The sequence below is a fragment of the Parvularcula marina genome (genome assembly GCF_003399445.1).
GTDB classification, from domain to species: Bacteria; Pseudomonadota; Alphaproteobacteria; order Caulobacterales; family Parvularculaceae; genus Parvularcula; species Parvularcula marina.
Window position 1 is genome coordinate 171,691 of the sequence record NZ_QUQO01000002.1, and the last position, 23,282, is coordinate 194,972.

General features: G+C 56.0%; 18 protein-coding genes. 11 read left to right on the forward strand and 7 right to left on the reverse strand.

Annotated features, from left to right (window positions below):
* Positions 1–668: 668 nt before the first annotated feature.
* From DX908_RS14715 to DX908_RS14725, 3 genes are read left to right on the forward strand one after another with little or no spacing between them, the layout of a single operon-like run.
* A complete protein-coding gene (locus DX908_RS14715) occupies positions 669–2,606 on the forward strand; it encodes a glycosyltransferase (RefSeq protein ID WP_147303825.1) in 1,938 nt (645 codons plus the stop codon).
* A gap of 10 nt (positions 2,607–2,616) precedes the next feature.
* Positions 2,617–6,588, forward strand: a complete 3,972-nt coding sequence (locus DX908_RS14720; protein WP_116393249.1) for a glycosyltransferase — start codon at positions 2,617–2,619, stop codon at positions 6,586–6,588.
* A complete protein-coding gene (locus DX908_RS14725; protein WP_116393250.1) occupies positions 6,585–8,699 on the forward strand; it encodes a glycosyltransferase in 2,115 nt (704 codons plus the stop codon). Before DX908_RS14720 ends, DX908_RS14725 begins: the two co-directional genes overlap by 4 nt.
* 88 nt (positions 8,700–8,787) lie before the next feature.
* Here DX908_RS14725 and DX908_RS14730 read toward each other — a convergent pair whose 3' ends face one another.
* Positions 8,788–10,083 (reverse strand): glycosyltransferase, encoded by a 1,296-nt coding sequence (locus tag DX908_RS14730; protein WP_116393251.1) that lies wholly within the window; start codon positions 10,081–10,083, stop codon positions 8,788–8,790.
* Between the two features lie 251 nt (positions 10,084–10,334).
* On the opposite strand from DX908_RS14730, the gene DX908_RS14735 reads away from it, so the two are divergent.
* Positions 10,335–11,525 carry an NAD-dependent epimerase/dehydratase family protein gene (locus DX908_RS14735; RefSeq protein ID WP_116393252.1) on the forward strand — a complete coding sequence of 397 codons (1,191 nt, stop codon included), beginning with the start codon at positions 10,335–10,337 and terminating at the stop codon, positions 11,523–11,525.
* Between the two features lie 36 nt (positions 11,526–11,561).
* Positions 11,562–12,374: a glycosyltransferase gene (locus DX908_RS14740; RefSeq protein WP_116393253.1), complete on the forward strand. Its 813-nt coding sequence runs from the start codon at positions 11,562–11,564 to the stop codon at positions 12,372–12,374.
* A gap of 12 nt (positions 12,375–12,386) precedes the next feature.
* Here DX908_RS14740 and DX908_RS14745 read toward each other — a convergent pair whose 3' ends face one another.
* The 4 genes from DX908_RS14745 to DX908_RS14760 all read right to left on the reverse strand — a co-directional run bounded on the left by DX908_RS14745 (position 12,387) and on the right by DX908_RS14760 (position 16,726).
* On the reverse strand, positions 12,387–14,255 hold the full coding sequence (locus DX908_RS14745) for a sulfotransferase domain-containing protein (protein ID WP_116393254.1): 1,869 nt from the start codon (positions 14,253–14,255) through the stop codon (positions 12,387–12,389).
* Positions 14,256–14,312: 57 nt separating this feature from the next.
* On the reverse strand, positions 14,313–15,056 hold the full coding sequence (locus DX908_RS14750) for a phosphoadenylyl-sulfate reductase (RefSeq protein WP_116393255.1): 744 nt from the start codon (positions 15,054–15,056) through the stop codon (positions 14,313–14,315).
* 71 nt (positions 15,057–15,127) lie between these two features.
* A complete protein-coding gene (locus DX908_RS14755; RefSeq protein ID WP_199564768.1) occupies positions 15,128–15,898 on the reverse strand; it encodes an ABC transporter ATP-binding protein in 771 nt (256 codons plus the stop codon).
* A 3-nt stretch (positions 15,899–15,901) separates the two neighbouring features.
* Positions 15,902–16,726 carry an ABC transporter permease gene (locus DX908_RS14760; protein WP_116393256.1) on the reverse strand — a complete coding sequence of 275 codons (825 nt, stop codon included), beginning with the start codon at positions 16,724–16,726 and terminating at the stop codon, positions 15,902–15,904.
* 141 nt (positions 16,727–16,867) lie between these two features.
* Between DX908_RS14760 and DX908_RS14765 the strand changes: the two genes are divergently transcribed.
* From DX908_RS14765 to DX908_RS14790, 6 genes are all read left to right on the forward strand, one after another.
* Complete coding sequence (locus tag DX908_RS14765; RefSeq protein ID WP_158548859.1) at positions 16,868–17,533, forward strand: FkbM family methyltransferase; 666 nt, start codon at positions 16,868–16,870, stop codon at positions 17,531–17,533.
* Positions 17,534–17,636: 103 nt separating this feature from the next.
* A complete protein-coding gene (locus tag DX908_RS14770) occupies positions 17,637–18,422 on the forward strand; it encodes a glycosyltransferase (protein ID WP_116393258.1) in 786 nt (261 codons plus the stop codon).
* Entirely contained in the window at positions 18,419–18,646 is a 228-nt protein-coding gene (locus DX908_RS14775) for a hypothetical protein (RefSeq protein WP_116393259.1), read from the forward strand. Before DX908_RS14770 ends, DX908_RS14775 begins: the two co-directional genes overlap by 4 nt.
* A gap of 223 nt (positions 18,647–18,869) precedes the next feature.
* On the forward strand, positions 18,870–20,408 hold the full coding sequence (locus DX908_RS14780) for a M23 family metallopeptidase (protein ID WP_147303826.1): 1,539 nt from the start codon (positions 18,870–18,872) through the stop codon (positions 20,406–20,408).
* A gap of 67 nt (positions 20,409–20,475) precedes the next feature.
* Positions 20,476–21,102, forward strand: a complete 627-nt coding sequence (locus tag DX908_RS14785; protein WP_158548861.1) for a histidine phosphotransferase family protein — start codon at positions 20,476–20,478, stop codon at positions 21,100–21,102.
* Positions 21,103–21,199: 97 nt separating this feature from the next.
* The gene (locus DX908_RS14790; protein WP_116393262.1) at positions 21,200–21,589 is read left to right on the forward strand and encodes a response regulator; all 390 of its coding nucleotides are present in this window, start codon (positions 21,200–21,202) and stop codon (positions 21,587–21,589) included.
* A 2-nt stretch (positions 21,590–21,591) separates the two neighbouring features.
* On the opposite strand, the gene DX908_RS14795 is transcribed toward DX908_RS14790, so the two are convergent.
* Positions 21,592–22,083: a CinA family protein gene (locus DX908_RS14795; protein ID WP_116393263.1), complete on the reverse strand. Its 492-nt coding sequence runs from the start codon at positions 22,081–22,083 to the stop codon at positions 21,592–21,594.
* Positions 22,080–23,237, reverse strand: a complete 1,158-nt coding sequence (locus DX908_RS14800; RefSeq protein ID WP_116393264.1) for a bifunctional 2-C-methyl-D-erythritol 4-phosphate cytidylyltransferase/2-C-methyl-D-erythritol 2,4-cyclodiphosphate synthase — start codon at positions 23,235–23,237, stop codon at positions 22,080–22,082. Before DX908_RS14800 ends, DX908_RS14795 begins: the two co-directional genes overlap by 4 nt.
* Positions 23,238–23,282: the final 45 nt, after the last annotated feature.

Here is a 23,282-nt window from a genome sequence, read left to right on the forward strand (position 1 = left end):
CGTCTCTCAACGTCGATCACGGGTCTCAAGGCCGATTTTCGTGAGGCGAACGGTCCAGCCCCATGAGACAGGGCGATCGTTCGATCCAAGATCTAGCCCCCGTAGCCATCAATACGGTTGTGAGCCAGACCGCAGCCCTGCTGAAATGGAGTGCGCATTCGTCGGGTGACTAACTTAGCTGGATATTGAAACGATATTGTCTTCCTGATGTGAGCTGCAAGCTGCTTGTGCTGGCCCGCCCTGGAATAAAGTGGTCCGGGTTTTGAGTTCGCTCTGGCTCCAATTGAGAAGCTCAAGAATGGCCCTAAGGCGGTACAGGGGCGTTCCGATGAGAAAGCGCTGACCAAAGCCATCATTGCACCGGCCGATGACTATGGCCGGTACGGAAAGCATTGAATTACAGCGTCCCCATCTGGCCCCCTTCGTTGATCTTCACGCTTCGGTCTGACGCGAGTTTTCTCGCGCTCCGCCCTAGGCTGAAATTCTAGGAATCCGAATTTTTCAGCCAGCCTCAATCTCGGGTTGCTAAAGGGTTGTGCAGCCGCTAACACACAACCCTAGATTACAGGCGGACGACGACACACTTTAGCCGTGACGTCGCAGCGTAACCGGTATGGCGATCCCATAAGACGCCATCTGCGCCTGTCGGGATAAATTGGGGGCAGGCGGTGATCAGCGTCACCACGCAAATAGTCGGTCAGGGCGACCTCGTAGCGGAGGCACTGGCGCGGTCGCCCGTCACCGGGCGAATGCTGGATATCGGCCTTGGCCGGGGGCGAGCGGCGAATGCCTTTGCAGCGGCGGGCTGGTCCGTCTCCGCGACGGGGTTTGATGTCTCTGACTATATCTCTGACACCGAAGACCTCGCGGAAGTGATCGAGCTTCATGAAGGCATCGATATCTGTGACATGTCGATCTTCGAAGATGAAAGCTTCGATGTCATCTGGTGCGCCCATGTGGTGGAGCATGTGCTCGACACGGGCAGGGCGCTGGCGGAGATCCGGCGGATCCTCAAACCGGGCGGCAAGTTTTTCATCAGCGTGCCGCCATTCAAGCCGGATATTGTCGGCGGGCATGTAAAGCCCGGATGGAATGTTGGCCTACTGATGTATGTGCTGGCCGTTGCTGGATTTGATGTGCGTAGCGGCGCCTTCATCCGGCATGGATATAATATTTTTGGCGCTGTCGGCCGAGGGACAGGACCCCTGCCGCGCCACGTGCTGCGCTTTGCCAATGGCGATCTGGAGCTGCTGCAGCGCTATGGCCGCTTTCCCGAAGACTTCGATGCGCAGCAGGGGTTTGATGGCGATATACCGTCATGGAATTGGGAATGGCAGCAGGCGCCGGAAGAGCTGCCGCCAGCCAAACAGGCCCAAATGCCGGAGGAGGCCGCCGCCGAAGACGCGCCTCCGACCCATATCGTCCGGAAGCGGATGAAAATTGCGTTCTTTGTGCCGTGGATCACGAAAAGCCGCGGTGGAACGGAGAATGTCGGGCAGGCGATGGCGAATGCCATGGCAGAGCGCGGTCATGAAGTGCAGATCTTCACATTCGACAATGACCGGGCGCCGTCTCGCTGGCCACTCGATCCCACGATCCGGCTCTGGCACCTGCCAGAAGGGGAACCTACTGACGATCTCCTGTTAATGGCGGCCGTTGCGCAGGCCAATGTCGAGCTGATTGTCGGTCTGCACATGAACCGGACCTTTGGCCGCTATGTCAGATGCGCGCACCGTCTCGGCCTTCCGGTCGTTTTGTCAGAACATATCGATCCGCGCTTTCCGCAGCGGATCGGCGCCTTCACCGAGGACGAGCGGCTGACATTCTTCAGTGGGGCCACCAAAATCCACCTCCTGGTCGAGGCGTTCCGCAAGACATTGCCGGAGAGCTTTCAGGACAGGATTGAGGTCATTCCCAATACGGTGCCGCCCGCTCGTCGATTGGCAGAGCCTGCCGGTGTGGACGGAGAGCCTAAGACGATACTGGCCGTCTGCCGTTTGGTGCCGCGAAAGAATGTCGACCAGTTGATCAGGGCCTTCGCGAAGATCCTGCCCCTTGTCCCGGAATGGCGGCTGCGGATTGTTGGCGACGGGCCGGAGCTTGGCCGCTTGCAGTCACTGGCTAAAGAGCTGGGAGTTGCCGACTCTGTCGATTTTCATGGGTACACAGACGATACTTATGTCTGCTATGAAAAGGCGCAGATTTTCTGCTCTGCCGCCCTGTTCGAAGGTTTTCCCATGACCACGCTGGAGGCCATGGCGCATGGCTTGCCCTGCGTCGGCTTTGCCGCTTGCAACGAAATTTATGAGCTTATTTCATGCGGTGAAACAGGTTTTGTTTTTTCGGATAGAGTAGCCCACCAGAGTCTGGAGGCGCGATTGATTGAGCTAACTCAAGGACGTGAGCTGAGAAATCGCATGGGGAAATCTGGGTTAAATAAATATACGGAAGAATTCGGCGAAAACTATGTTCTTGATAAATGGGAATCTCTCTTCTTTAAGGCAGTATGTGGGGGATTAAAATATCTTAGTACGGAGTTGATTGAAGTGCATGAGGATCGATTGAACTCTTTTGCCTTCGCTTCCGATGATGAGATGCTGAACTAGGGGTAAGGAAATGTCGCAGGAGGAAGGTGATGCATATCTCAACTTCAGGGATTTCCTTGATCTCGGAAGCGAGCGTCTCAAGCAAGCTGTCGACATCAGAGAAAAGGTTCTTTCTCTCCGTCAAAAGGAAGTGATTTCTAGTTACTCAGTAGATGTCTTGGAATCAGGTTACGGAGCTAATCTGGGTGGCTTGTTTCGTGGTCTTAAAAGCATTGATGAGGGTTTATATGCCTCAGATGCTAATATGCTATCACATGGAACGCTACTGCGATCTCAAAAATCATCTAATTTTAGAGCCGGTAAGGTGTTTGGGGGGTATAAGTCTGAAAATAACATTGTTCTGTATGAGACGGGATTTCTAGCATCAGTATACGGATGGATACATTCTTTTAAAAATCGCCGCCCTGAAATGTCTTGCTTGGGGTATGTCTATGATGACATCGCGCATTATTTCATGACGGATTATCCCAATCGTCTGATCCAGAAACTGAACAGTGATGCCGAACTGAGCGATGCCGAGAGTGCGCGAGCCGAAGGTTTGATCAGACGCATCGTCGATCGAAGAATCAGCAAATATAACGCCCAGCCTTTTACAGCGCCTGCCATGACGGAGGGATATTCTCGCCGTGTGCTCGTTTGTGACCAGAGCTACGCTGATGCCTCGACAATCTATGGCAAAATCAATACGCACGGCTTTGAATCTATGCTGCTCGCCGCCATTCAGGAAAATCCTGATGCGGAGATATTGGTAAAATCCCATCCGGACACTTACTGGGAAAAATCAGAGCTCAAGAGAGAGAATCGTGCAGGCTATTTCGAGCACTTGCGTGACACCGGCCGGGTGCGCATTCTGCGTGAGCCGGTCAATCCTTATACGCTCTTTGACCTGGTCGACACAGTCTATGTGGGCACCAGCCAGATGGGGCTTGAGGCGCTGTTTGCAGGCAAAAAGGTCGTCTGCTTCGGTGCACCTTTTTATGCCGGCTGGGGGCTGACCGATGACCGGCAGCCAGTGCCGCACAGGCATCGGAACCGCTCCCTGATTGAGCTTTTTCACTATTTTTATGATTGGTACACAATTTATCATGTGCCGGGATGTGCGGTCCCCAGCAGGATAGAAGATGCGCTCGATTTCATTGAGCAGCACCGTCCCTATGCACCGCCAATTGCCTTGCCGGCGACGGAGCGTCCGCCAAAAATTTCTGTCATTCTGCCGGTCTATGGGGTTGAGCAGTATATTGAGGAGTGCTTGCGCTCGATCCAGCGACAGACATTGGAAGATATCGAGATCATTCCGGTGAATGACCAGAGCCCGGATGGCAGTCAGGCCATCATCGACCGGCTCGCGGCGGAGGATTCGCGCATTCGGCCGATCATCATGAAAGAGAATGTCGGGCAGGGTTTCGCCCGCAATGCTGGGATAAAGGCGGCACGCGGCGAATATATCTGGTTCATCGACTCGGATGACTACCTGGCTTCTCCAACTCACCTGGAGACGGTTTACAATGTTGCGTGTGAAGATGGTGCAGATTTAGTCCGTGGACGAAAAAACATAGAGAGAATAGAGGATTCGAGCGGACAGCATTTGCGCGATCGTCGAGATGAAACCGAAAAATATTTCGATGAGAATTTTCAAAAGAAGACATTCGCAGAAGCTACGGTCTTGCTACACAGTAGGCATCACTGCCAATGGCTCTACCGGCGAGAATTTCTTCAGGAAAGTGATATAAAATTCACAACGCCCAAATGGGAGGAGCGCCCATTCCTTTTAAAAGCGCTGCTGAGCGCAAAGTGTATCAGCACGACATCAAGTGAAGCTTTTATATATCGTATACGTCAGGATTCAACGGCAAGAAGGGAGAAAACCGCTCAGGACTACGAAGATCAAATCAAGAATTTTGAAGATGTTGTTGAGCTACTGTCTATTGCGGGTGCTTTCGGGAGATCAAGCGAACTTTGGTATCATGCTAACTTCACAATAGCTCAGTATATACATTATATATTCTGTGGCTTTCCATATGAGTTAGTCAGCGCTGGAAAATTAAACATCCAGTCGGAAGAATTTTTCGATCGTATTCGAGAGGTGTTCCTATCCACGAACGTGAATTCCAACGATCTGGTATTTGATGCCTATGTTTTCAGCAAGTCTAAGCTGAAACCAAATGTATACAGATTAATCTTTGCGGCAATCAGAGCTGAAGAGTACGACCTCGCCCGTACTGCAATAGAAGAAGCTCCGATCCCTCAAGAGAAGCTATATACGATTTATAAGGATGAGCCGTGCGATGAATTTGAAGCAGATCTCCAATATGCGCTGAACCTTTACGCCCGAAACGGGCTGGCAAAAGAGCTATCCGCGCGGCCGGATGTGTCGCTGGGAGCTTTACCCCGGATCGTCATCCATATCGGCGCGACCAAGACCGGCAGCACATTCCTTCAGCATTACATGGACCAGAACCGTCCGGCCTTGCTGCGAGAAGGGATCTGGTATCCTGAACGTGGGTTGTTCCAACAAAAGGGACGTCCACAAAAAGTAGCTGGCCAAGCAAATTTTGCTCCGGCTGCGGTGAAACGGGATCCATTCCTGCTCAACTATCTGCTGGATGGCCTGCGCCTGATGAAAGGCCGTATCCATACGATTGTCCTGTCGAGCGAGGCATTCTTCCTCAATGCGAAGGCCGATATGCTGGCGGAGTATTTCCGCGGCTTTGATGTGCAGATGATCGCCTATCTTCGCCGTCAGGATGAATGGGCAAATGCGCAATATGCTGAGTTCGTTGCCGGTGGGGCCGTTGGTCGGATCGATAAGGAATTCACAGAATGGCTGGAAAGCCCTGAGACCGCCGAACGGCTCAACTATCTCAACGTCCTTAACCGTTGGAACGAACGGATCGGCCGGGAGAACATCATTGTACGCCCCTATGAGCGTTCGCAGTTTGTAGATGGTGACCTGATTGCCGACTTTGCGGCTGCCGCAAATCTGCCTGCGTTGGCAGTTCTGCCCTGGCCCGAAAAGAGCAAGTCGAATTCCTTCCCGTTGGGGAGTGAGCACCTGCCGATGTTCCGGCATTTCAACAAGCTCTCCTATCCGAGCCGGGAAGCGTATCTCGACTTTGTCGAGGAGGCGACGCGCAAGATCACGGCCTATCGGGAGGAGATTGGCCGACCGATATCTAAGCCCTGGGCGCTTGCGGACGGCCAAAGCGAGCAGATCCTTGCCGATCATGCATCCGTCAACGAATCGATTGCCCGGCATTATATGGGACGTGAAGATGGCAGACTTTTCGAGGATATGACGCCGCGCGCTGGGGAGCCAGCGCCGACTGCTTTCGATGCGCGGGAATTCGAAATTCTGTCCAATGCTTATGAGTATCAGCTTAATAAGGCTGCGACGAAAAAACCCAAGCCAAAGGCAAAGCCCGCAGCGCCGCAGAAGGTCGTGACTGAAACTGTCACCTTGCAGGCCGTACCGAAACTTGCGCCGGGTGCTGTTAATTATGGGTTGTTCGGGTGGAGAAAGAAATTCCTTGCCCCAATCGTCGGGCGGTATCTCAAACCGCGTATTCCGACGCCGCTCTATCGTATTTATGACAAGGAGCCATCGCTCTATTTCAATTCCCTGCCGCATGTAAACCGTAACCTTGCCCACCGTGTCGTCTTTCCTCGGGGAAGTGTCTATGGGCCATTCGGTATCACGAAGATCTGGGTACCAATTGCATCGGCGGTCATCGGTGCATGGCGTGGGGACCGGATGAGGTCGACATTCGAGCAGGATCCGGTGATGTTCTTCCGGAATGCGAGGGGCGGGATGACGCGCCTTATCGGCCGGCTCCTTTTCCCGTTTGGGGAGCGTCCAGAAGATGTCCGCGAAGAGTTGCGGGCCGCCGGCTTTGTTTATGACTGGCACGGACAGCATGAACATCGGGCCGATCAGGCTGATCGTATCCGCTTCGGGCAGCTCAGCCATGGGGCGGCGGAATGACAAACTGGATCATCAGCGGTGTGGCGCGGTCCGGCACGACGCTGCTGTATCAGATCCTGTTTGACAGCCTGCAGGCGGAGGGGACGCCCTTCACGGGCATTTATGAGCCATATCTGTGGGGGAGGGGCGTCTGGAATCTGTCGCCTGCTGATTTCCGTTCGGAATTCAATGTGACAGATAACCTTCATCCGTATGGGATTTATACTCATACAGAAACGCCGCTGCATCTAAATGGAAACCACGAGACACACGATGCGTTCCTGAGCACTATTCTTAGTAGAGGGCCGAATGCACTGGTCAAAGTCATCAGGGGGGCGGGACGATTGCAGCCCATCCTGGATCATGGCCCCGATACGCGGATCATCCATCTTGTCAGGAACCCGCTGGATGTCTGTAATTCCCTTCTGAGTAATTTCTCTCCTTACGGGGATGAATATCATCCCAGTGACAGGGCACGGTTTCTCGCTGAGATCATTGCGGCGCGGACAGATGATTTTGGCAGGGCGCCGCAGACCGAAATGCAGTGGAATCTGTTGTGGTGGAAGCACATGAATGACTGGGCGTTTGAAGCGGCGGTCAAAAATCCGGATCGAGTGCTGATCCTGCCATATGAGCTTTGGGGGCATGACCCTTACTTATTCCTGAAACTCATCGGAGACTTCGCGCAGATCAGAACTTCAGGATTGTACAAAGAAGCATATACACGGCAGATCAAAGGCAAAACGACCCGCAAGCTTCTGAAATCCGATGATGTGTCAGATGCTGAGCCCTATTTCAGGCGCTTTGTGGAATGGGCTTCTGGTTTGACGCAAGCGAAGTCTGATGTGTGGACAAAGCATTTAAAGAGAGCCGGACAAAAATACGCATCAGGCAGTGTGGCTGGCCATTATTGCCCTTCACTCAAGCGGAATATGTCGAGCCTACGGCTTCGAAAAAGTCATGCACATAATGCTAAGTACACAGAGTTACTCTTATGCAGTCAGCGGATCACCAAACGTGAAACTGTCGCCCGCCTGTCACGTCTTGCTGACGGCGCCAGTCAGTTGCAGTCAAGCCGAAAACTTTGGTATCTGAATTTTGCATTCAGAGATGTCATCAAGACAATCGATAATGTCGCGAGTGAAGCGCGCGTTGTGCATGAGCCGCTAGATGTCACTTGTGTCATTACTTCATTCAACAATGGCGCATATTTACGAGGGGCGGTTGATTCTGTCCTCAATCAGTCCAGGCCTGTCAAATCCATTCTTATCGCAGATGATTGTAGCCAGGACGGCTCGCAAGAATTTATTCGTCGATATGCTGAAGAAAACCCGCAGATCGACTTCCTCTGCCGGGAGCAGAATATCGGTGTCGGGCGCAACCGTGATGATGCGTTCCGGCGCGCGGAAAGTGAGTTTGTTACTCAACTTGACGGTGATGATTTCATCTACCCCAAAAAGATCGAGCATGAGCTCCGGGCAATTGAAGTAGCTGGAGGTGATCCATCTACATTAGTTGCTTTTTCCGACATGATGAAGATTGACGAGATGGGATTACAGCCAAATTCCCTTTCCGGGTTTGCTGAACTGCAATCGCGGGAGAAGAGGTTGGAAGCGCTCTTGCTGCGCCGAAATCCGCTGCCCCATAACATGACTTTCAGTAAACGTCTTTATCAGGAATGCGGTGGATACGATACTGAGGCCTGCCTTTACGAAGACTGGGGATTGAAATTACGTCTCGCTAAACATGCCTCAAACTGGGTTTATTCAGGTGTCGTCGGTCTGGTCTATAACCGGCATGGTCAGGGGCTTTCGGCGGCCGATCCGCTCGTGCATTGGTACTGGCGGCTTTATTGTCTCTCAGTCAACCGCGGATGGCTGATAGGTTCCGTCGGGCCAGAGATGCTTGTGCGGACGATCGCCAATATCAATGAGCAGATCGTCGGGCGACATGTATCGCAAGCGGATAATTGCAGCTTCCTCAGTCAGGCTAACACCGAGTATGGAGCGAGGCTTTTGATGAAAAAACTCAGTACATTGAGTAATCCGAGAGCGTTGAACAAGAAGGGCGAGGGCGCCCTGTCGGAAAGTGTCAGGCGATTCTTTGCGGAAGAAAGTCTCTATGCGTATTAGGTGAAACGCTAAATCGATGCGTTCTTTTGCGATTTGCATATAGATTGAGCTTCATCCTGCTTGCTTTCTACTGGATGAGATATCAAAGCTACACGCCCTTGAGCCGGGTCACATAGGCGGCGACTCTATTTTCTTGCCGGTATTCTGCGGCAGAAGTGTCGAGCAGGCGCTGGCGCTTCTCACGCTTGGACATCGCATCAAGGAGCGCGCGCGCCATGTCGATCGGGCTCGTACCAGTTCCGCCATGATAACTTTCCGCGACATGCCCCGGATAGGTCCCGGCTGTGGCGATCAGGAATTTACCCGCCGCGATCGCTTCCGTGACGATCCCGGAGCTGCGCACGCGGTAATCTTTTGGGGTATAGGGCAGACAGACAGCATCCGCAGCCCCTAGCAAAGTGCGGTAATCGAGATCCGAGAGTGGTTCTTTCAGAAGCGTCAGTTTTTTCGGGTCGACTGCATCAAGTTTTTCCAGCGTGGCGGCGATAACCGGGTGCCGGCCGATGATCTGCGGGCTCGCATGAAGGGCGAAATGGATCTTCTCCGGCGCTGTGCCGGGAAACTCCTCTGAGCCGGCCAATTCAAAAGCGCGCCGGATAATGTCCGGAAACAGATTAAAGCCCTTTTCGAGCCGTGCCGCGCCAAGGCTGATGGTCACGAAACTGTCCGGTGTGACGCGTAATTTTTCGGCGCGGAAATTCGCGGCCTCCCCTGAGATGTCATCCTGTTCAAGGACAGGTAAGGGGAGGGGGGCGACTTCGACTTCCCACAATTCGGTTAGGTGCCGGGCGAGAATCTCATTCTCTGCATAAAGATGAATTCTGGTGCCGATGAGGCCTGCCTCCTCCCATTCATGAATGGGTGCTGAGACCTCGGCCGCGCTTGCCCGGTTCGGCATGACCCCCACAGGGTCATAGGGAGTGCAGATATGGATGGTGGGGAGCAACACGGCTTCGTCCTCGGCTATCAGCGCGGCGACCGCCCGGTAGGTCGCGCCATCGGCCGTGTGAAAGAGGAGGTGGTCATCCGGCCCGGCGCCGCTTTCTTTGAGGCCCTCTTTCAGGCCTTCCGCCATTGAGCGGGCGAGGTCAGGCGCCGGCGGGGCCGTTTTAGGTCCTGAATTGCGCATGAAGCGCCCCAGTAGCCCCCGGCGGGCGACGGGTGTCTTGGTGCCCTTATAGGCGTCATACATGCTCTTTCCGAAGGTCGGGATTGCCTCAGGGTGCTGGGCACCCAGACCCTCGCTCAGATCGGCACTGACGAGCCATGACGTCCTGAAGCCTGCCGCCTCCGCCGACGCAGCAACCGCGCGGGTGAGGTTGTAGTGATGCCCCCGGAGGTCGGTCAGGGAGGGGTCAGCGATCAGGAACAGGGGGCTCGGCACAGATTGCGCTTCCTTGAGGGCGGGACGGGCCCGTTCATAAGCCAGCTCGGCAAGCCTCTGTAACCCTTTAATTTCACGTGATTGAGGGCATGGACAGCGCCCGCCCGGCGGCGCTACGCGCATTCTCTGGATATCTGACCTTGCCGCGAGGCCCAGCGGCACTATAGAGGGTCGCAAATTTGGTAAAAGTGTCGCATTGGGCGCACTTTCCTTGACCCTGAAGACAGACAAGCGGGCAGGATTACAGCGTTATGAAAATTCTTGTAGTTGGTGGCGACGGTTTCTGCGGTTGGCCGACAGCCCTTCACCTTTCCAATGCAGGCCACGATGTCCTGATCGTTGACAATCTTTCACGCCGGAAGATTGATATCGAGCTTGAGGTTGCCTCGCTCACCCCGATCCGGCCGATTTCAGTGCGCCTTGACGCCTGGGAAGAAATTTCCGGCAAGCAGATCGGTTTTGAGAACATCGATGCCGCGCAGGACTATGACAAGCTTCTGACCCTGCTGCGCAATTTCGAGCCGGACACGATCGTCCATTTTGCCGAACAGCGTGCGGCGCCTTATTCGATGAAGTCGAGCTCTCACAAGCGCTATACCGTCGACAATAACCTCTCCGCGACGCACAACATTCTTGCAGCCGTTGTCGAGGCTGGTCTTCAGTCCACGACGCATATCGTCCACCTCGGCACGATGGGCGTTTACGGTTACGGCACGGCGGGCATGCGGATTCCTGAGGGCTATCTGACGGTCCATCTGCGGACCGATAGCGGTGAGGAAGTCACCAAAGAAATCCTTTATCCTGCCAATCCCGGGTCGATCTATCACATGACCAAGACCCAGGATCAGCTGATGTTCGCCTATTATAACAAGAATGACGGGCTGAAGGTCACCGACCTGCACCAGGGTATTGTCTGGGGTACACAGACCGAAGAAACTCGTCAGGACGAGCGCCTGATCAACCGTTTCGATTATGACGGCGATTACGGCACCGTTCTCAACCGCTTCCTTATGCAGGCCGCTGTCGGCTTCCCGCTGACGGTTCACGGAACAGGCGGTCAGACGCGCGCCTTCATCCATATTCAGGATACGGTCAAATGTATCCAGCTGGCGATTGAGAATCCGCCGCAATCGCGTGAGCGGGTGCGCATCCTCAACCAGATGACCGAGACACACCGCGTTCGCGATCTTGCGAAACTGATCGCTGAAGTGACCGGTGCCAAGATCGAGAATGTCGTCAATCCGCGTAATGAGGATGACGAGAACGAGCTGCATGTCGAGAACCGCCAGTTGCTCGGCCTCGGTCTTGATCCGATCACGCTTCAGAACGGGCTTCTTGAGGAAGTCACGCAGATTGCGAAGAAATATGCTGACCGCTGCGATCTGTCGAAAATCCCGTGCATTTCCTACTGGAATGACGATCGCCGCCCGGTTTCAAGTTAAACCGCCGGTTACGGCTTATCATTCAAGAGGACCGGCATGACGATCACGATCTTCATGCCGGTCCTTAATGGCGCTTCGTTTATTGCAGAAGCCATAGCTTCGATTGAGGCGCAGACCTCGCCGGACTGGCGGCTCTGTGTTCTTGATGGGGGCAGTACAGACGGCACGCTCGATATCGCCTCCGCCCGATGTGAAGCGGATAGCCGGGTCACCGTTCAGAGCGCCCCAGATGACGGGCAATATCCCGCGCTGCTCAACGGGATCCTTTCAACAGATTGCGACCATGTCGGCTGGCTGAATGCCGATGATTTGATGCCGCCCTGGGCTGTGGCTGAGGCTTCGCGTGCTTTTGCTGAAACGGGCGCTGACTGGATTTCCGGTCTGCCGTCCCTGTGGGACAGTGAGGGGCGGTTACGTGCCGTCTATCCGCTGGCGCGGCGCTCCCGGCGGCTGATCCGGGCGGGCTGGTATCATGACGGGCTTCTTGGTTGCCTACAGCAGGAAAGCATGTTCTTCCGTAAACGACTTATCGAGGGGATGAGCGCAGCTGAGCGGGATGAGGTGACGGGGCATCGTCTGGCCGGTGATTTTGCGCTGTGGCGTGCCTTTGCGCGGCAGGCGAGGCTGATGGCGGTGCCGGTCGTGCTTGGCGGTTTCCGGCGGCATGGCCAGAACAGGTCGTTGCTCGATGGGCAGTCTTATGCGGAAGAAGTCAGTGAGATGGGCGGGAAAGACTTTCCCGGATTTGTCGCGCGAAAAATCAGATCCGTGCACGATTATTTAGCAGCCATCGGATCACTGAAGGCGGCCCGAAAATCTGCTGAAATGCTGGCGCGTGAAGGCGAATAGCGGGCGCTATCCTCAGAAATGATCCCAGATCTCGTCCGGCGTGATCATGTTAAAGGGCGGGGCCCGGAAGACTGGATTGGCGCCGAAATGGGTCGAGCTGTGACCCATGCCGAAATTATAGATTAGGCGCTCCCGGCTCGGACGATGGGACATGCCGCGCATGGCCGTCAGCAGGGCGACTGTTTCATCCCAGGCAAAGAAATTAGTGATCGTGTTGAGGGGGTCACGTCCCGGCGTTGCCCGCAATCTCGCCTCGACATCCGGCGTGAGGGCGCGGTTGACGAAGTCGAGATAGTCATCCTCGCTCATCATGTAGCAATCGCGCAGGTCCGGCCAGATCGACATCATCTTGTCGCGGGTCGTTGCCCATCCCCACCCCTGAAAACGCGGGAAGCTCTCCTCATTCTGCTCAAGGCCGAAATGGTGACCGTAGACGGAGAAAATGCCGTCATCCTTCTCAATCGCGGATAGCTCGCAAGAAAATCCCTTCGCGGCATGGCGGGTCGGAAAGCAGTCATCTTCAAGAAAGAGCGCATGCTCATACATCTCGAACATGCGCTTGATGCTGAGGATCATCATCTTGCGGAAACCGAAATTTCCGCGCTGGCGGTGAATGCCGGCGATATCGTATGATCGAGCAATCTCTTCGGTGCGGTCGATAATCTGTCGTTTCGCAGGCCGCCCCTGATCGCCATCAATGAAGACATGTACCGTAGAAAGCGCATCCTGCAATTTCAGGCTTTCGAGGACAGCCTCGAGATTTTGTGCGCGGTCATAGGCGAAAACGGCGATACCGAGCGGCTTTTCCTGTGTCCATCCTGCATAAAAGGACGCTGACTGACCAGTTTTCCTTTGAATATTGTCAGGTGCCGCAGGGAGTTTCGTAGTCTCATCGGTGGCATGCTGTGAATCATGATCCTGATGACCAGCTTCGACGGGGATACCATGTTCATCAAATTTGAGGTGGCCGGATTTGACGAGGCCCCGCATGCGCATCACGAAACGCAATGGCTTTAGACTGAATATATTCTTCCACCGAGGCGCCAGCACATTGTGTAGCTGTCCAAGCCGACGATGGGCGCGGTCGAGTTCCGATTTCAGGCTCTCAAGCTCGGCGGCGAGTTCTGCTCCTGACATCCGGGCGCGGGCAGCCTCAGCCTCAGCCCGTTTCATCCGGGCGAGCATGTCAGTGGATGTCAGATCTGCCTTTGTGGTCTCGCTAGGGAGGGCGCGTTCCATATGGGCAATCTTCAGGCGGATTGAGAGCTCCTGCATGACTGGGATGAGGTTGCTGCGCTTGTGCGCCGTTCTGGGCAGATAGCCGAATTTTGCCATCTGCTCAGCATTCAGTACTTCAATCAGTGTAATGATTTCAGGTGTCAGATAGGCATGCGAGGAAAGCTCGGCGCCGAGTTCTTCGAGGGTGGTCTGGTCCACACTTTTTGCAGGCTTAGACTCCCGACCAAGAAAGCCCGCCAGTTTCTCGATTGCCGCGGGTAGGTCTTCCAGCAATTCTTCACAGGTCAAGAAGAGGGTGTTGGCTCGGTAGGTTGGGGACCAGCTTTTTACATGATCAGCCCACGATCCGAATGGTGAATTGCCCAGAATGACGTCACGATAATCGATCGCGCCTGTATCCTGTGTATCTGTGTCTCGCCGTGCCGATGCAATGACGTCTCGGGGATCCCGGATGAGATAGATGGCTTTTGCCTTGTCCTGAGGTTCATCATGCGTTTCGACGACATGAAGGTCTTTGGACTGAGTGATCTCTGAATAGGTGATCTCGCTTGCCGAACTGACGGGCAGGTCAAAGCCTTGCTGCAGCAGGGTGCGCAGAAATCGACTTCCCGAATGGGGATAGGAGGCGAGCCAGACAATCATGCAAGGAGGCGTTATCAGGCTCCGGGTCCGCGGGGAAAGGCTTTTGGCAACAAGCGCCTAGCCTTTTCCGTGAAGACCACATTCGGACTTGTCGAGACCGCGCCAGCGGCCCGCACGGGCGTCTTCTCCGGCTTTCACCTTGGAGGTGCAGGGATAGCAGCCAATGGAGCCATAGCCCTTGGAGAGAAGCGGATGGACAGGGAGTTCGTGTTCGATCTGATAGGCGCGGATCGTGCCGGCGTCCCAATTGGCGAGCGGATTGATTTTGAGCCGGCCATCGTCTCGCTCAACGATCGACATCACGGAGCGGATGTCAGACTGATAACGCTTACGGCCATTAAACCAACTGTCGAACGGCGACAGGGCGCGTTTGAGGACGTCCGTCTTGCGAATGCGGCAGCATTGGTCGGGGTTCGTTGCACTGAGGGTGCCCAGCGGGTCGAACTCTGCGAGATCGGATTTGCGCGGGTAGCTCGAGCGAATGTCCTCGAGACCTAGAACATGCTGGAGCTGATTGCGGTATTGCAGCGTTTCCCCGAACAGCTTGCCGGTATCGAGCATAACGATGGGCAGTGCAGGCTCGACCTGCGCGATCATGTGCAGAAGAACGGCTGACTCAGCGCCAAAGGAAGAAACGGCAGCACAATGGCCAAACAGGGCCTGACGGCGCGCCAGCGCATCCTCGATGATCTCCTGCGGCGTCAGGGTCTCGTAAAGGTCATTGAGGTCGGAAATCTCGCGCAAAAGGGCGCGTTCAGAGGCGCCGGGGAGAATGCTGTCTCGATTGCGGAGATCTACCATAGTCTTTGCGTAAGTCGCCGTCGGGCGTTGGTCAATAATGTTGCCATATGTGGCAGATGCTCATGGCGAAATCAGGGCGCAGCGGCGGCTGCCGCCTTGTCAGCCACCAGCTTGTCCTGAAACTCAAAGGCTTCTTCCAGTTCTCCACAAAAAAGGATCTGGCCTTTGTCCATGACCGCGCCCTTGTTCGACATCCGCCTATGCAGGTCTCGCGAGTGGGTCGCGAAGACGAAAATCCGGGAATCCTGAATGATCTGGCGCAGGCGGCGGGCAGCCTTGTCGCGGAACTCTAGATCGCCTGTGCCAAGCCATTCATCGAGCAGGATGACTTCGGGCTGGAAGGCTGTTGAGACGGCGAAGCTGAGCCGCATGCGCATACCGCTGGAATAGGTCTTGATCGGCAGGTCGAGATAGTCGCCGAGTTCTGTGAATTCGGCGACGTCAGGCGTGATCTCGTTGATCGCGTCATCGCGGAAGCCCATCAGCCGCCCCCGGATCCGGATATTCTCCATGCCGGTCGCTTCATTATCGAGGCCAAGCTGGATCGAGGTGAGAGGAGAGATGCGCCCTTCAACGGTCACACTACCGGCATTGGGCGGCAGGATGCCTGCCATCGTCTTGAGAAGCGTCGTTTTGCCCGCCCCATTATGGCCGAGCAGGCCCAGACGGTCGCCGTCTTTGAGCTCTAGCGAGATGTGGCGAAGCGCCTGAATGGTGACTTCTTTTTCCGCTGAAATCAGCCCGCCGAGCAGGGTCGACTTGGTCGTCGCCATCAACCCTTTGCGGTGGAAATGCGGGACCGGATAGCCGACCGAGACATTCTTGAGAGAAACGCGCGCCATTCGTCAGCACCAATAGGGAAGGCGGTGGGAAAACCGGCCGTAAACGAGCAGTCCAGCGACCATCGACAGAATGGCAATCGCGCCGGTGACGATAAAATGCAGGGCGATATCATCGCCGCCTAATAGCGGTCCACGGACAGTCTGGATCATGTGATAGAGCGGATTGAAATCAACGACCCAGCTGTATGGCCCCAGCCGGTCAGCCGTCCAGAAAATGGGGGTGACGAAGAAGGCAAAGCCGAACATCGCGCCGACCATCTGACCAAAATCACGGAACCGCGCATTGATAACCCCAAGCGCGAGGCTGGACCAAAAGCCGATCCACGTCAGAAGTGCAAAGCCGATGATCGCCAGGGCCGATAAAGGTGTGAACGGGACGCCAAAGATCATCATTACACCGAAGAGCACAATGAAGCGGAAGCAGACCTGTAGCAATTGCAGGACGGTCAGACGCATCGGGAACATGCTCAAGGGAAGGGGATATTCCTTGAAGATGTGCGAATTGGAGTTGAAGACCGCCGTTCCTGACGTCGCGAAGGAACTCATATAGGTCCAGACGACCAGCGCGATGGTCACATAGGGCAGATGGTTTTTGACATCGATGCTGAAGAGCTGGGAGTAGAGAAGTCCCAGTCCCGTGGCCGTCAAAGCTGTTGTCAGAGAAATCCAGAACGGGCCGATCAATGCGCCGCGATACTGGTTGAGAAAATAGCGAAAAGCCATGCTCGACCAGAGCCGCCAGCGGCCAAGCCCGGATTTGATATCTGCGACCGTCCGGCCCCAGTTCGAGTTGCCGGCTTCGTAGTGATAATAATCTGGGGACGCCATAAGTCCGGTCGTTCTTTCTCGTCAGTCAGGCACTGACATGCCGTCCTTCCATGAAGCGGCGCGAGCTAGCAAGGCACAACCCCTTGTGGCAAGGGCGGGTTTTCGTACATGTGCGCATAATATCCTTGTGGGAGAGTGGTTTTGACCGAACGGCCGACGCGAGATTTCGACGCGTTTTTTACTCATCTGAAGTCACTCGGTTTCGCTCCCAAGACCTGTATCGATGTCGGTGCGGCAAAAGGCACCTTGAGCATTTATCAAGCGTTCCCCGAAGCGCAGCACGTCGTTTATGAGCCTTTGCCGGATTTCCACGCCGAGCTGGCAAAGACCATGAAGCCGTACCGGCATGTGATTCGGACCTGCGCCTTGATGGAAGAGAAGGCGACAAAGACGCTTCTGCGGCATCAGGATCTGTTTGGTTCATCCATGATGCATCGACGGAAAGACGATGATCAGCGGGTCGTCGAGGTTGAGGTGACAACGCTCGACGATGAAATGGCCGAATTGTCCTGCGAGAAGCCGATCCTTTTGAAAACCGATTGTCAGGGCGCCGACCTGCTGGTGCTCAAAGGGGGCAAGGAGACGCTCAAGGATGTCGATGTGGCGATCGTTGAAGCGTCTTTTTTCCCCTTCTGGGGACCGCATCACCCGATTTTCTATGAGATCATCACCTTCATGAAGGAGGCCGGGTTTGTCGTTTACGACCTTCTCGATGGACTCTACCGGCCGAGCGACAATGCGCTGGGGCAGGTGGATATCGCCTTCGTGAAGGAAAAAGGCGCGCTGCGCAGGTCGCACGCCTGGTAGGTGATACCTCGCGAGTGAACCGCAAACGGCAATCGCTTTTCCAGATCAATACGCTAACGTGCAACAAGACGCGCGATAAGCGTCAGGCTATCCGAGACCTCCTATGATGCCGCCGCTGACATTCTCCATCACGATTCCGGCGGGGCCTGACTTTGACCCTCGGTTGGGGGAGTGCCTTGCGTCACTTGATGCGCAAGATGAGGCGACCGCTGTGGCGCTCTGTGATTGCAGTGATGCGCAAGAGGTCCATCAGCTCGCAGAGGACTATCAGAATATCATCACCTATCGACGGCATGGCCCAGATGACGGGCAGGCTGCCGCGATCAAGGAAGGCTGGGCTGCGGCCCCGGGAGATATCCTTGGCTGGCTCAATGTCGATGACCGCCTGACCGATGGCGCGCTTCGCAAAGTAGCTTCGTTTTTCCGCGCTCATCCTGACATCGATGTGGCGTACGGGCAGAGCCTGATCGTCACGGATGATGCTGAGCCATTCCTTCATCCGGAAGTCTCGGCGCCGTCTGAAAGTCTCTATTATTCGAACAATATTTCTCAGCCGTCCTGCTTTGTGCGGCGGTCAGCCATCGAGGCGATCGGCGGGATCGACCCGACACTTCATTTCGTCATGGACTGGGATCTATGGGTTCGGCTGCGGGAGAACGGCGCAAAATTCCACTACACCCCGGACGTCCTATCGGAGGTTTATTTTGGGGAGGGGACCAAGACCGGCACGCTGGGCCGGGCGCGCCTGCGCGAAATCTGGCGCGTCCTTCGCAGGAATTGCGGACGGGTGAGGTCGCTCAAATCAGTAACCGGCTTTGCGCTCGCGCATCACGGCATTTACCGGCGGGCTGGCGAAACGGCGAATAGCCCCCTATCTCAAGCATCATGAGCAATGATCGTAAAAACCAGCCGGGCTCACCGGACTTCGACACCGATGAGGCCATTCGCCGTCTGATCCGGCAAACCGTCGGCGCGATGGGTGAGACGGCCCCCGAAGCCTTGCCGCATCTTGTACGTGAAAGGCTCAAGGGACAGATCGCGGGCAATGCCGATCTCGACAAGCTGCTGCGCGACGTCCTCAAGGAACGTGGGGAAGGCCCCGGACGAGGTTAACCCGTTCGGTCAATTCACATTTTCCCTGACATTTGAGTCATTTGACGCGCACGCCACAAAAGTGTTTTCTGCCCGCCTGAGTTGGTCCGCTTATTGCCTGACATCAGGCACGTGATCAGCTGACTTGGTGGGACTGGGCAGGGATAGAGTGACTGCAAGGAATACGGGACTGCTTCCCGTCGCAATTCTATCATTGATTGTAGGCGCCTTCGCCATTGGGGTCGTGCTGCTCGAATCGGGCCGCCGCGCACCGCAGGCAGAGGCTGATACGAGCTATGCCGAGCTCCGGTTTCCCGTTTCTGTAAGTACAAGAGCTGACCGGCCTCGTCCGCAAAGTGCACGTATTGTGATCGGCGGATCGGAAGAGCAGGTCGCTGTCCTCGCGTCCGCGGCTCCTGACCAGATGAAGCTCGTTCCGCGTCTGAAGCCCCGCCGACGCCCTGAAGGCGTGCCGATCGTCAGCACCATCGATCCTGCCGCCGTTTATCTCGCCGATGCAGCCCCGGTCGCCATTGCGCCTGCCGATGATTTTACCGGCGGCCGTGAGAGCCTCTTTGCTGCCTATGCCCAGGCGCAGGCCGAGAGCCGGGCCGAGCGCGCCTATATGACGGTCGTCCTCAATCGCGGTGAAAATCTCAGCCAGACCCTGCTGGCCCTTGGCGCAGGCGAGATCGAAACCGAAGCCATGCTCACGGCGGCCGGTGCGGTGACGGACGTCAAGAAAATCGAATCCGGGACTGCCATCGACTATGCCTTCGAGCCAGTCCGCCGCGACAATGATGGCGGCGACATGACGGCAGAAGGACTTCAGTCCTACGACCTTGCCCTGATGCGTCTGCGCTTCCGGCCCGATGACCGCCATATCGTCACTGCTTGGCGCAATCGTGACGGTCAGTATACGGCCCGCATTGAAGAGCTGCAGATCCAGAAGCGCTATGCCGCTGTTGCGGGCGTGATCAATCACTCACTCTTTATGGCGGGCAGCCGATCCGAAGTGCCCCCCGAAATCATGCAGCGCTTTGCGAACCTCTTCCTCTATGACATCGACTTTGCGCGTGACATCTTTGCCGGTGACCGTTTTGAGGCTGTCTACGAAGTCCTCTACGACGAAGAAGGCGAGTATGTCGGCTCAGGCGATATCGTCTTTGCGGCGATGACCTGGCGCGGGAAGACGCGGGCACGGAATTACTACCGCTTTGACGAGGCCGAAGGGATGGAAATCCCGTTCTTTGATGCTTCCGGTGAAAGCGCGACCCGTATGCTGATGAAAACGCCGATTGAAGGCGCGCGGGTGACCTCGGGCTTTGGTCGTCGCAAGCATCCGATCCTTGGCTATACCAAGGCGCATAAAGGCGTTGATTTCGGCGCGCCGCGCGGCACACCGATCATGGCTGCAGGGGACGGCAAGATCGTCCGGGCTGCTCCGACCGGCACCTTTGGTAATTATATCAAGATCGAGCATGCCAGCGGCTTTGAGACGGCCTATGCCCACCTCAATGGCTTCGCCAAGGGCATCAAGGCCGGCACGCGCGTCCGTCAGGGCGACATCATCGGCTATGTCGGCACGACAGGCCGGTCGACCGGTCCGCACCTTCATTATGAAGTGCTCAAATCAGGTGTAGTGCAGAACCCGATGACCCTCGATGTCGCCAATGGTCGTGTCCTTGATGGCGATCTGCTTGCGAGTTTCGAGGATCGGCGCCTCTTCGTCGATACGCTTCGGGTGCATCCCTACACGATTGCCTCGGCAACCAATCAGTAAGCATTTTACCAACAGTTTGGCCTTTTCCCCGATTGCCTGTTCGAGAGAACAGGCAGAAAGAACAGGCATGACTGATACGGACAAGATTGTTCAGATTTCCTCGCTCATGGCGTCACGCCTTTGCCATGACCTTGTGAACCCCGTTGGGGCCCTCAATACGGGCCTCGAAGTCCTCTGCGAGGGCGAAGATCCCGAAATGCAGGAGCATGCCCTCAACCTGATCAAGGAAAGCACATCGAAGTCGATTGCCGTCCTGACGTTGGCGCGGCTGGCCTACGGCTCATCCGGCGGTTTTTCCGGTGACCTCGATATGCGGGAAGCGGAAACGGCGGCGCAAGCATTCTATGCCCATTCCAAGGCGGAGCTTGACTGGCGCTTGGGTGAAGCGAGCCTGCCGAAATGGCAGGGTCGGGTGCTCCTCAACATGCTGATTGCCATTGAGCGCTGCGTGCCGCGCCCCGGCAGTATCGTACAGGTTGAGAAGGCGGGCGGGCTGATCGTCACCGCGACGGGCCCCAAGGTGAAGTTTAGCGACGAGATGGCACGCGCCTTTGACGGCGATGATGCGGACATCCAGCCCAAGGATATGCCGGCTTGCCTTGCGGCGCTTATTGCCCGGACAGGTGGGGCGCATATCACGACGGATTTCGCGCTCGATGAGCGCCTGGTCCTGCGGCTCGATCTGGCTTGCTAAGAAACGCAGAATTTTAACTAAGCTGCGCTAACTCTTTGGTCGTTTCTGTCCGGGATATCATTCCGGCCGCAACACAAGCGTGGAGTCTGCGTCGAAAATGGGATGTCTCGTCATTGAGGATTCGAGCAATGTCAGGGCGGTCATGTGCCGCCTACTGGCATCGTGCGGATGCGAGACGGAGGAGGCGGATGGCCCGGCGGGGGCGATCGGGCTCCTTAAAGACCATCCTTACGACGCGTTGTTCCTCGATTGGGACCTGCCGGATTTCGGCGCACTCGATATCTTGCGTGAGGTGAACAGGCTTGATGCGCGTCCGCATGTCATTCTGTGTGTCACGCATAATGATCCGCGTGAATTGGCGCTGGCCAATGCGGCAGGTGCCAAGCACATCCTCATGAAGCCGTATGATGAGGACATGGTCGCAGAAGTGCTGGCATCAATTGGTGAGGAAACTCACATCGAGCAGCAGCAGCCGAAAACGGCTTGAAGTCAGGCGCTCAAGCCAGCAGCAAGATAACGAAGCGCGGCCTTGACCGTCTGTGAGCGGATATATTCCCTAGAGCCTGCCGCGAATAGATGCCGGTGAAAACTGGTTCGATCCCCGTTCGCAATCCCGATGTAAACGAGCCCCACAGGTTTCTCCGGGGTACCGCCGCCGGGACCGGCAATGCCCGTGACAGAGATCGCGATATCCGCGTTTGCGGCGGCTCTTGCGCCTTTCACCATGGCAAGCGCGACAGGGGCGCTGACGGCGCCATGTGCCAGCAACGCGGTATGGGGAACGCCCAGCATCGTCTCCTTGGCTTCATTGGCGTAGGTGACAAAGCCGTGGGTGAAGACATCTGACGCCCCCGGAATATCGGTGAGCGCAGCAGCGATCAGCCCGCCGGTGCAGGATTCGGCTGTCGCGATGCGTTTCCCGGCTGTCGCAGCGCGGGTAATGACCTTTTCGGCGAGTTGATAGGTCTGATGATCCGTCACAGGATGACCGTCACCGCAGCCTGACAGGCGATGCCTTCCTTGCGGCCGGTAAAGCCCAAGCCTTCGGTGGTTGTGGCCTTGATCGAAATGCGAGCCTCATCAAGCCCAAGCATGCCCGCGATCTTTTCGCGCATAGCCGCCCGGTGCGGGCCGACCTTCGGGGCTTCGGCAATGAGGGTGAGGTCGATATTGCCGATCTCGCCGCCGCGATCGGAGATCAGCTTTGCGGCATGTTCGACAAATAGGTGAGAGGCCGCGCCGCGCCATTTTTCGTCAGAGGGCGGAAAATGGGTACCGATATCGCCTTCGCCAATGGCGCCGAGAAGCGCATCGGTGAGGGCATGAAGCGCCACATCGGCATCGGAATGGCCTTTGAGTTTTTGTGTATGCGGGATTTCAACCCCGCCAAGTGTGACGGCGTCACCATCCTCAAAGGCGTGGACGTCAAAGCCTTGCCCGATATGGGTCCGCCTCGTGCCGGCGATCAGTTTCTCGGCCACGTCGAAATCTTCCTTATAAGTCAGTTTAATATTGGTCGGCAGGTCAGGGACAATGGCGACATGGATGCCGCGCGCCTCAAGCAAGGCGGCATCATCGGTGGCCGTACCCGGTTCTGCGTCTTCATGCAGGTTGTGAATGACTTCATAGCGGAAACCTTGGGGCGTCTGTGCCCGCCACAGCCCCTCACGTGGTACCGTTTCCTCAATCCCCATCGCGCGGTTCGCCCGTTTGAGCGTGTCGGAAACGGGCAGGGCGGCGATCGCGCCATCTGCCTGATGTAGGGCCTCAATCACGCCGGTAATCGTCTCATGACTGATGAATGGGCGAGCGCCATCATGGATAAGGACCATTTGCGGCGAGTGACCTGTGAGCGCGCGAAGTCCGTTACGCACGGATGCCTGACGGTTCTCGCCCCCAATGGCTGGGTCAAGCATTTTGCTCAGACCTCTGACGGAATTCTCATAGAGCTCGCCATCTTCATCACCGATGACACACAGGACGGCGTCGATCCGAGGGTGTGTGGAAAACGCTGTTGCAGTGCGGCGTAAAACGGGCGCGTCGCCAAGCGGCATATATTGTTTGGGCAGCCCGGTACGGGCGCGGCTGCCTTTCCCGCCTGCGACGATAACTGCAATTATTTCAGGGTTCGACATAAGTTCCGTCTTGCCAGCACTTGAAACATCTTTGAGAGTAATTGC

Coding starts and splice junctions, on each gene's coding strand:
- DX908_RS14740 (WP_116393253.1), top strand. CDS start 11,562: ATGACGATCACGATCTTCATGCCGGTCCTTAATGGCGCTTCGTTTATT.
- DX908_RS14725 (WP_116393250.1), top strand. CDS start 6,585: ATGACAAACTGGATCATCAGCGGTGTGGCGCGGTCCGGCACGACGCTG.
- DX908_RS14775 (WP_116393259.1), top strand. CDS start 18,419: ATGAGCAATGATCGTAAAAACCAGCCGGGCTCACCGGACTTCGACACC.
- DX908_RS14760 (WP_116393256.1), bottom strand. CDS start 16,726: ATGGCGTCCCCAGATTATTATCACTACGAAGCCGGCAACTCGAACTGG.
- DX908_RS14745 (WP_116393254.1), bottom strand. CDS start 14,255: ATGATTGTCTGGCTCGCCTCCTATCCCCATTCGGGAAGTCGATTTCTG.
- DX908_RS14770 (WP_116393258.1), top strand. CDS start 17,637: ATGATGCCGCCGCTGACATTCTCCATCACGATTCCGGCGGGGCCTGAC.
- DX908_RS14790 (WP_116393262.1), top strand. CDS start 21,200: ATGGGATGTCTCGTCATTGAGGATTCGAGCAATGTCAGGGCGGTCATG.
- DX908_RS14755 (WP_199564768.1), bottom strand. CDS start 15,898: ATGGCGCGCGTTTCTCTCAAGAATGTCTCGGTCGGCTATCCGGTCCCG.
- DX908_RS14800 (WP_116393264.1), bottom strand. CDS start 23,237: ATGTCGAACCCTGAAATAATTGCAGTTATCGTCGCAGGCGGGAAAGGC.
- DX908_RS14785 (WP_158548861.1), top strand. CDS start 20,476: ATGACTGATACGGACAAGATTGTTCAGATTTCCTCGCTCATGGCGTCA.
- DX908_RS14735 (WP_116393252.1), top strand. CDS start 10,335: ATGAAAATTCTTGTAGTTGGTGGCGACGGTTTCTGCGGTTGGCCGACA.
- DX908_RS14750 (WP_116393255.1), bottom strand. CDS start 15,056: ATGGTAGATCTCCGCAATCGAGACAGCATTCTCCCCGGCGCCTCTGAA.
- DX908_RS14720 (WP_116393249.1), top strand. CDS start 2,617: ATGTCGCAGGAGGAAGGTGATGCATATCTCAACTTCAGGGATTTCCTT.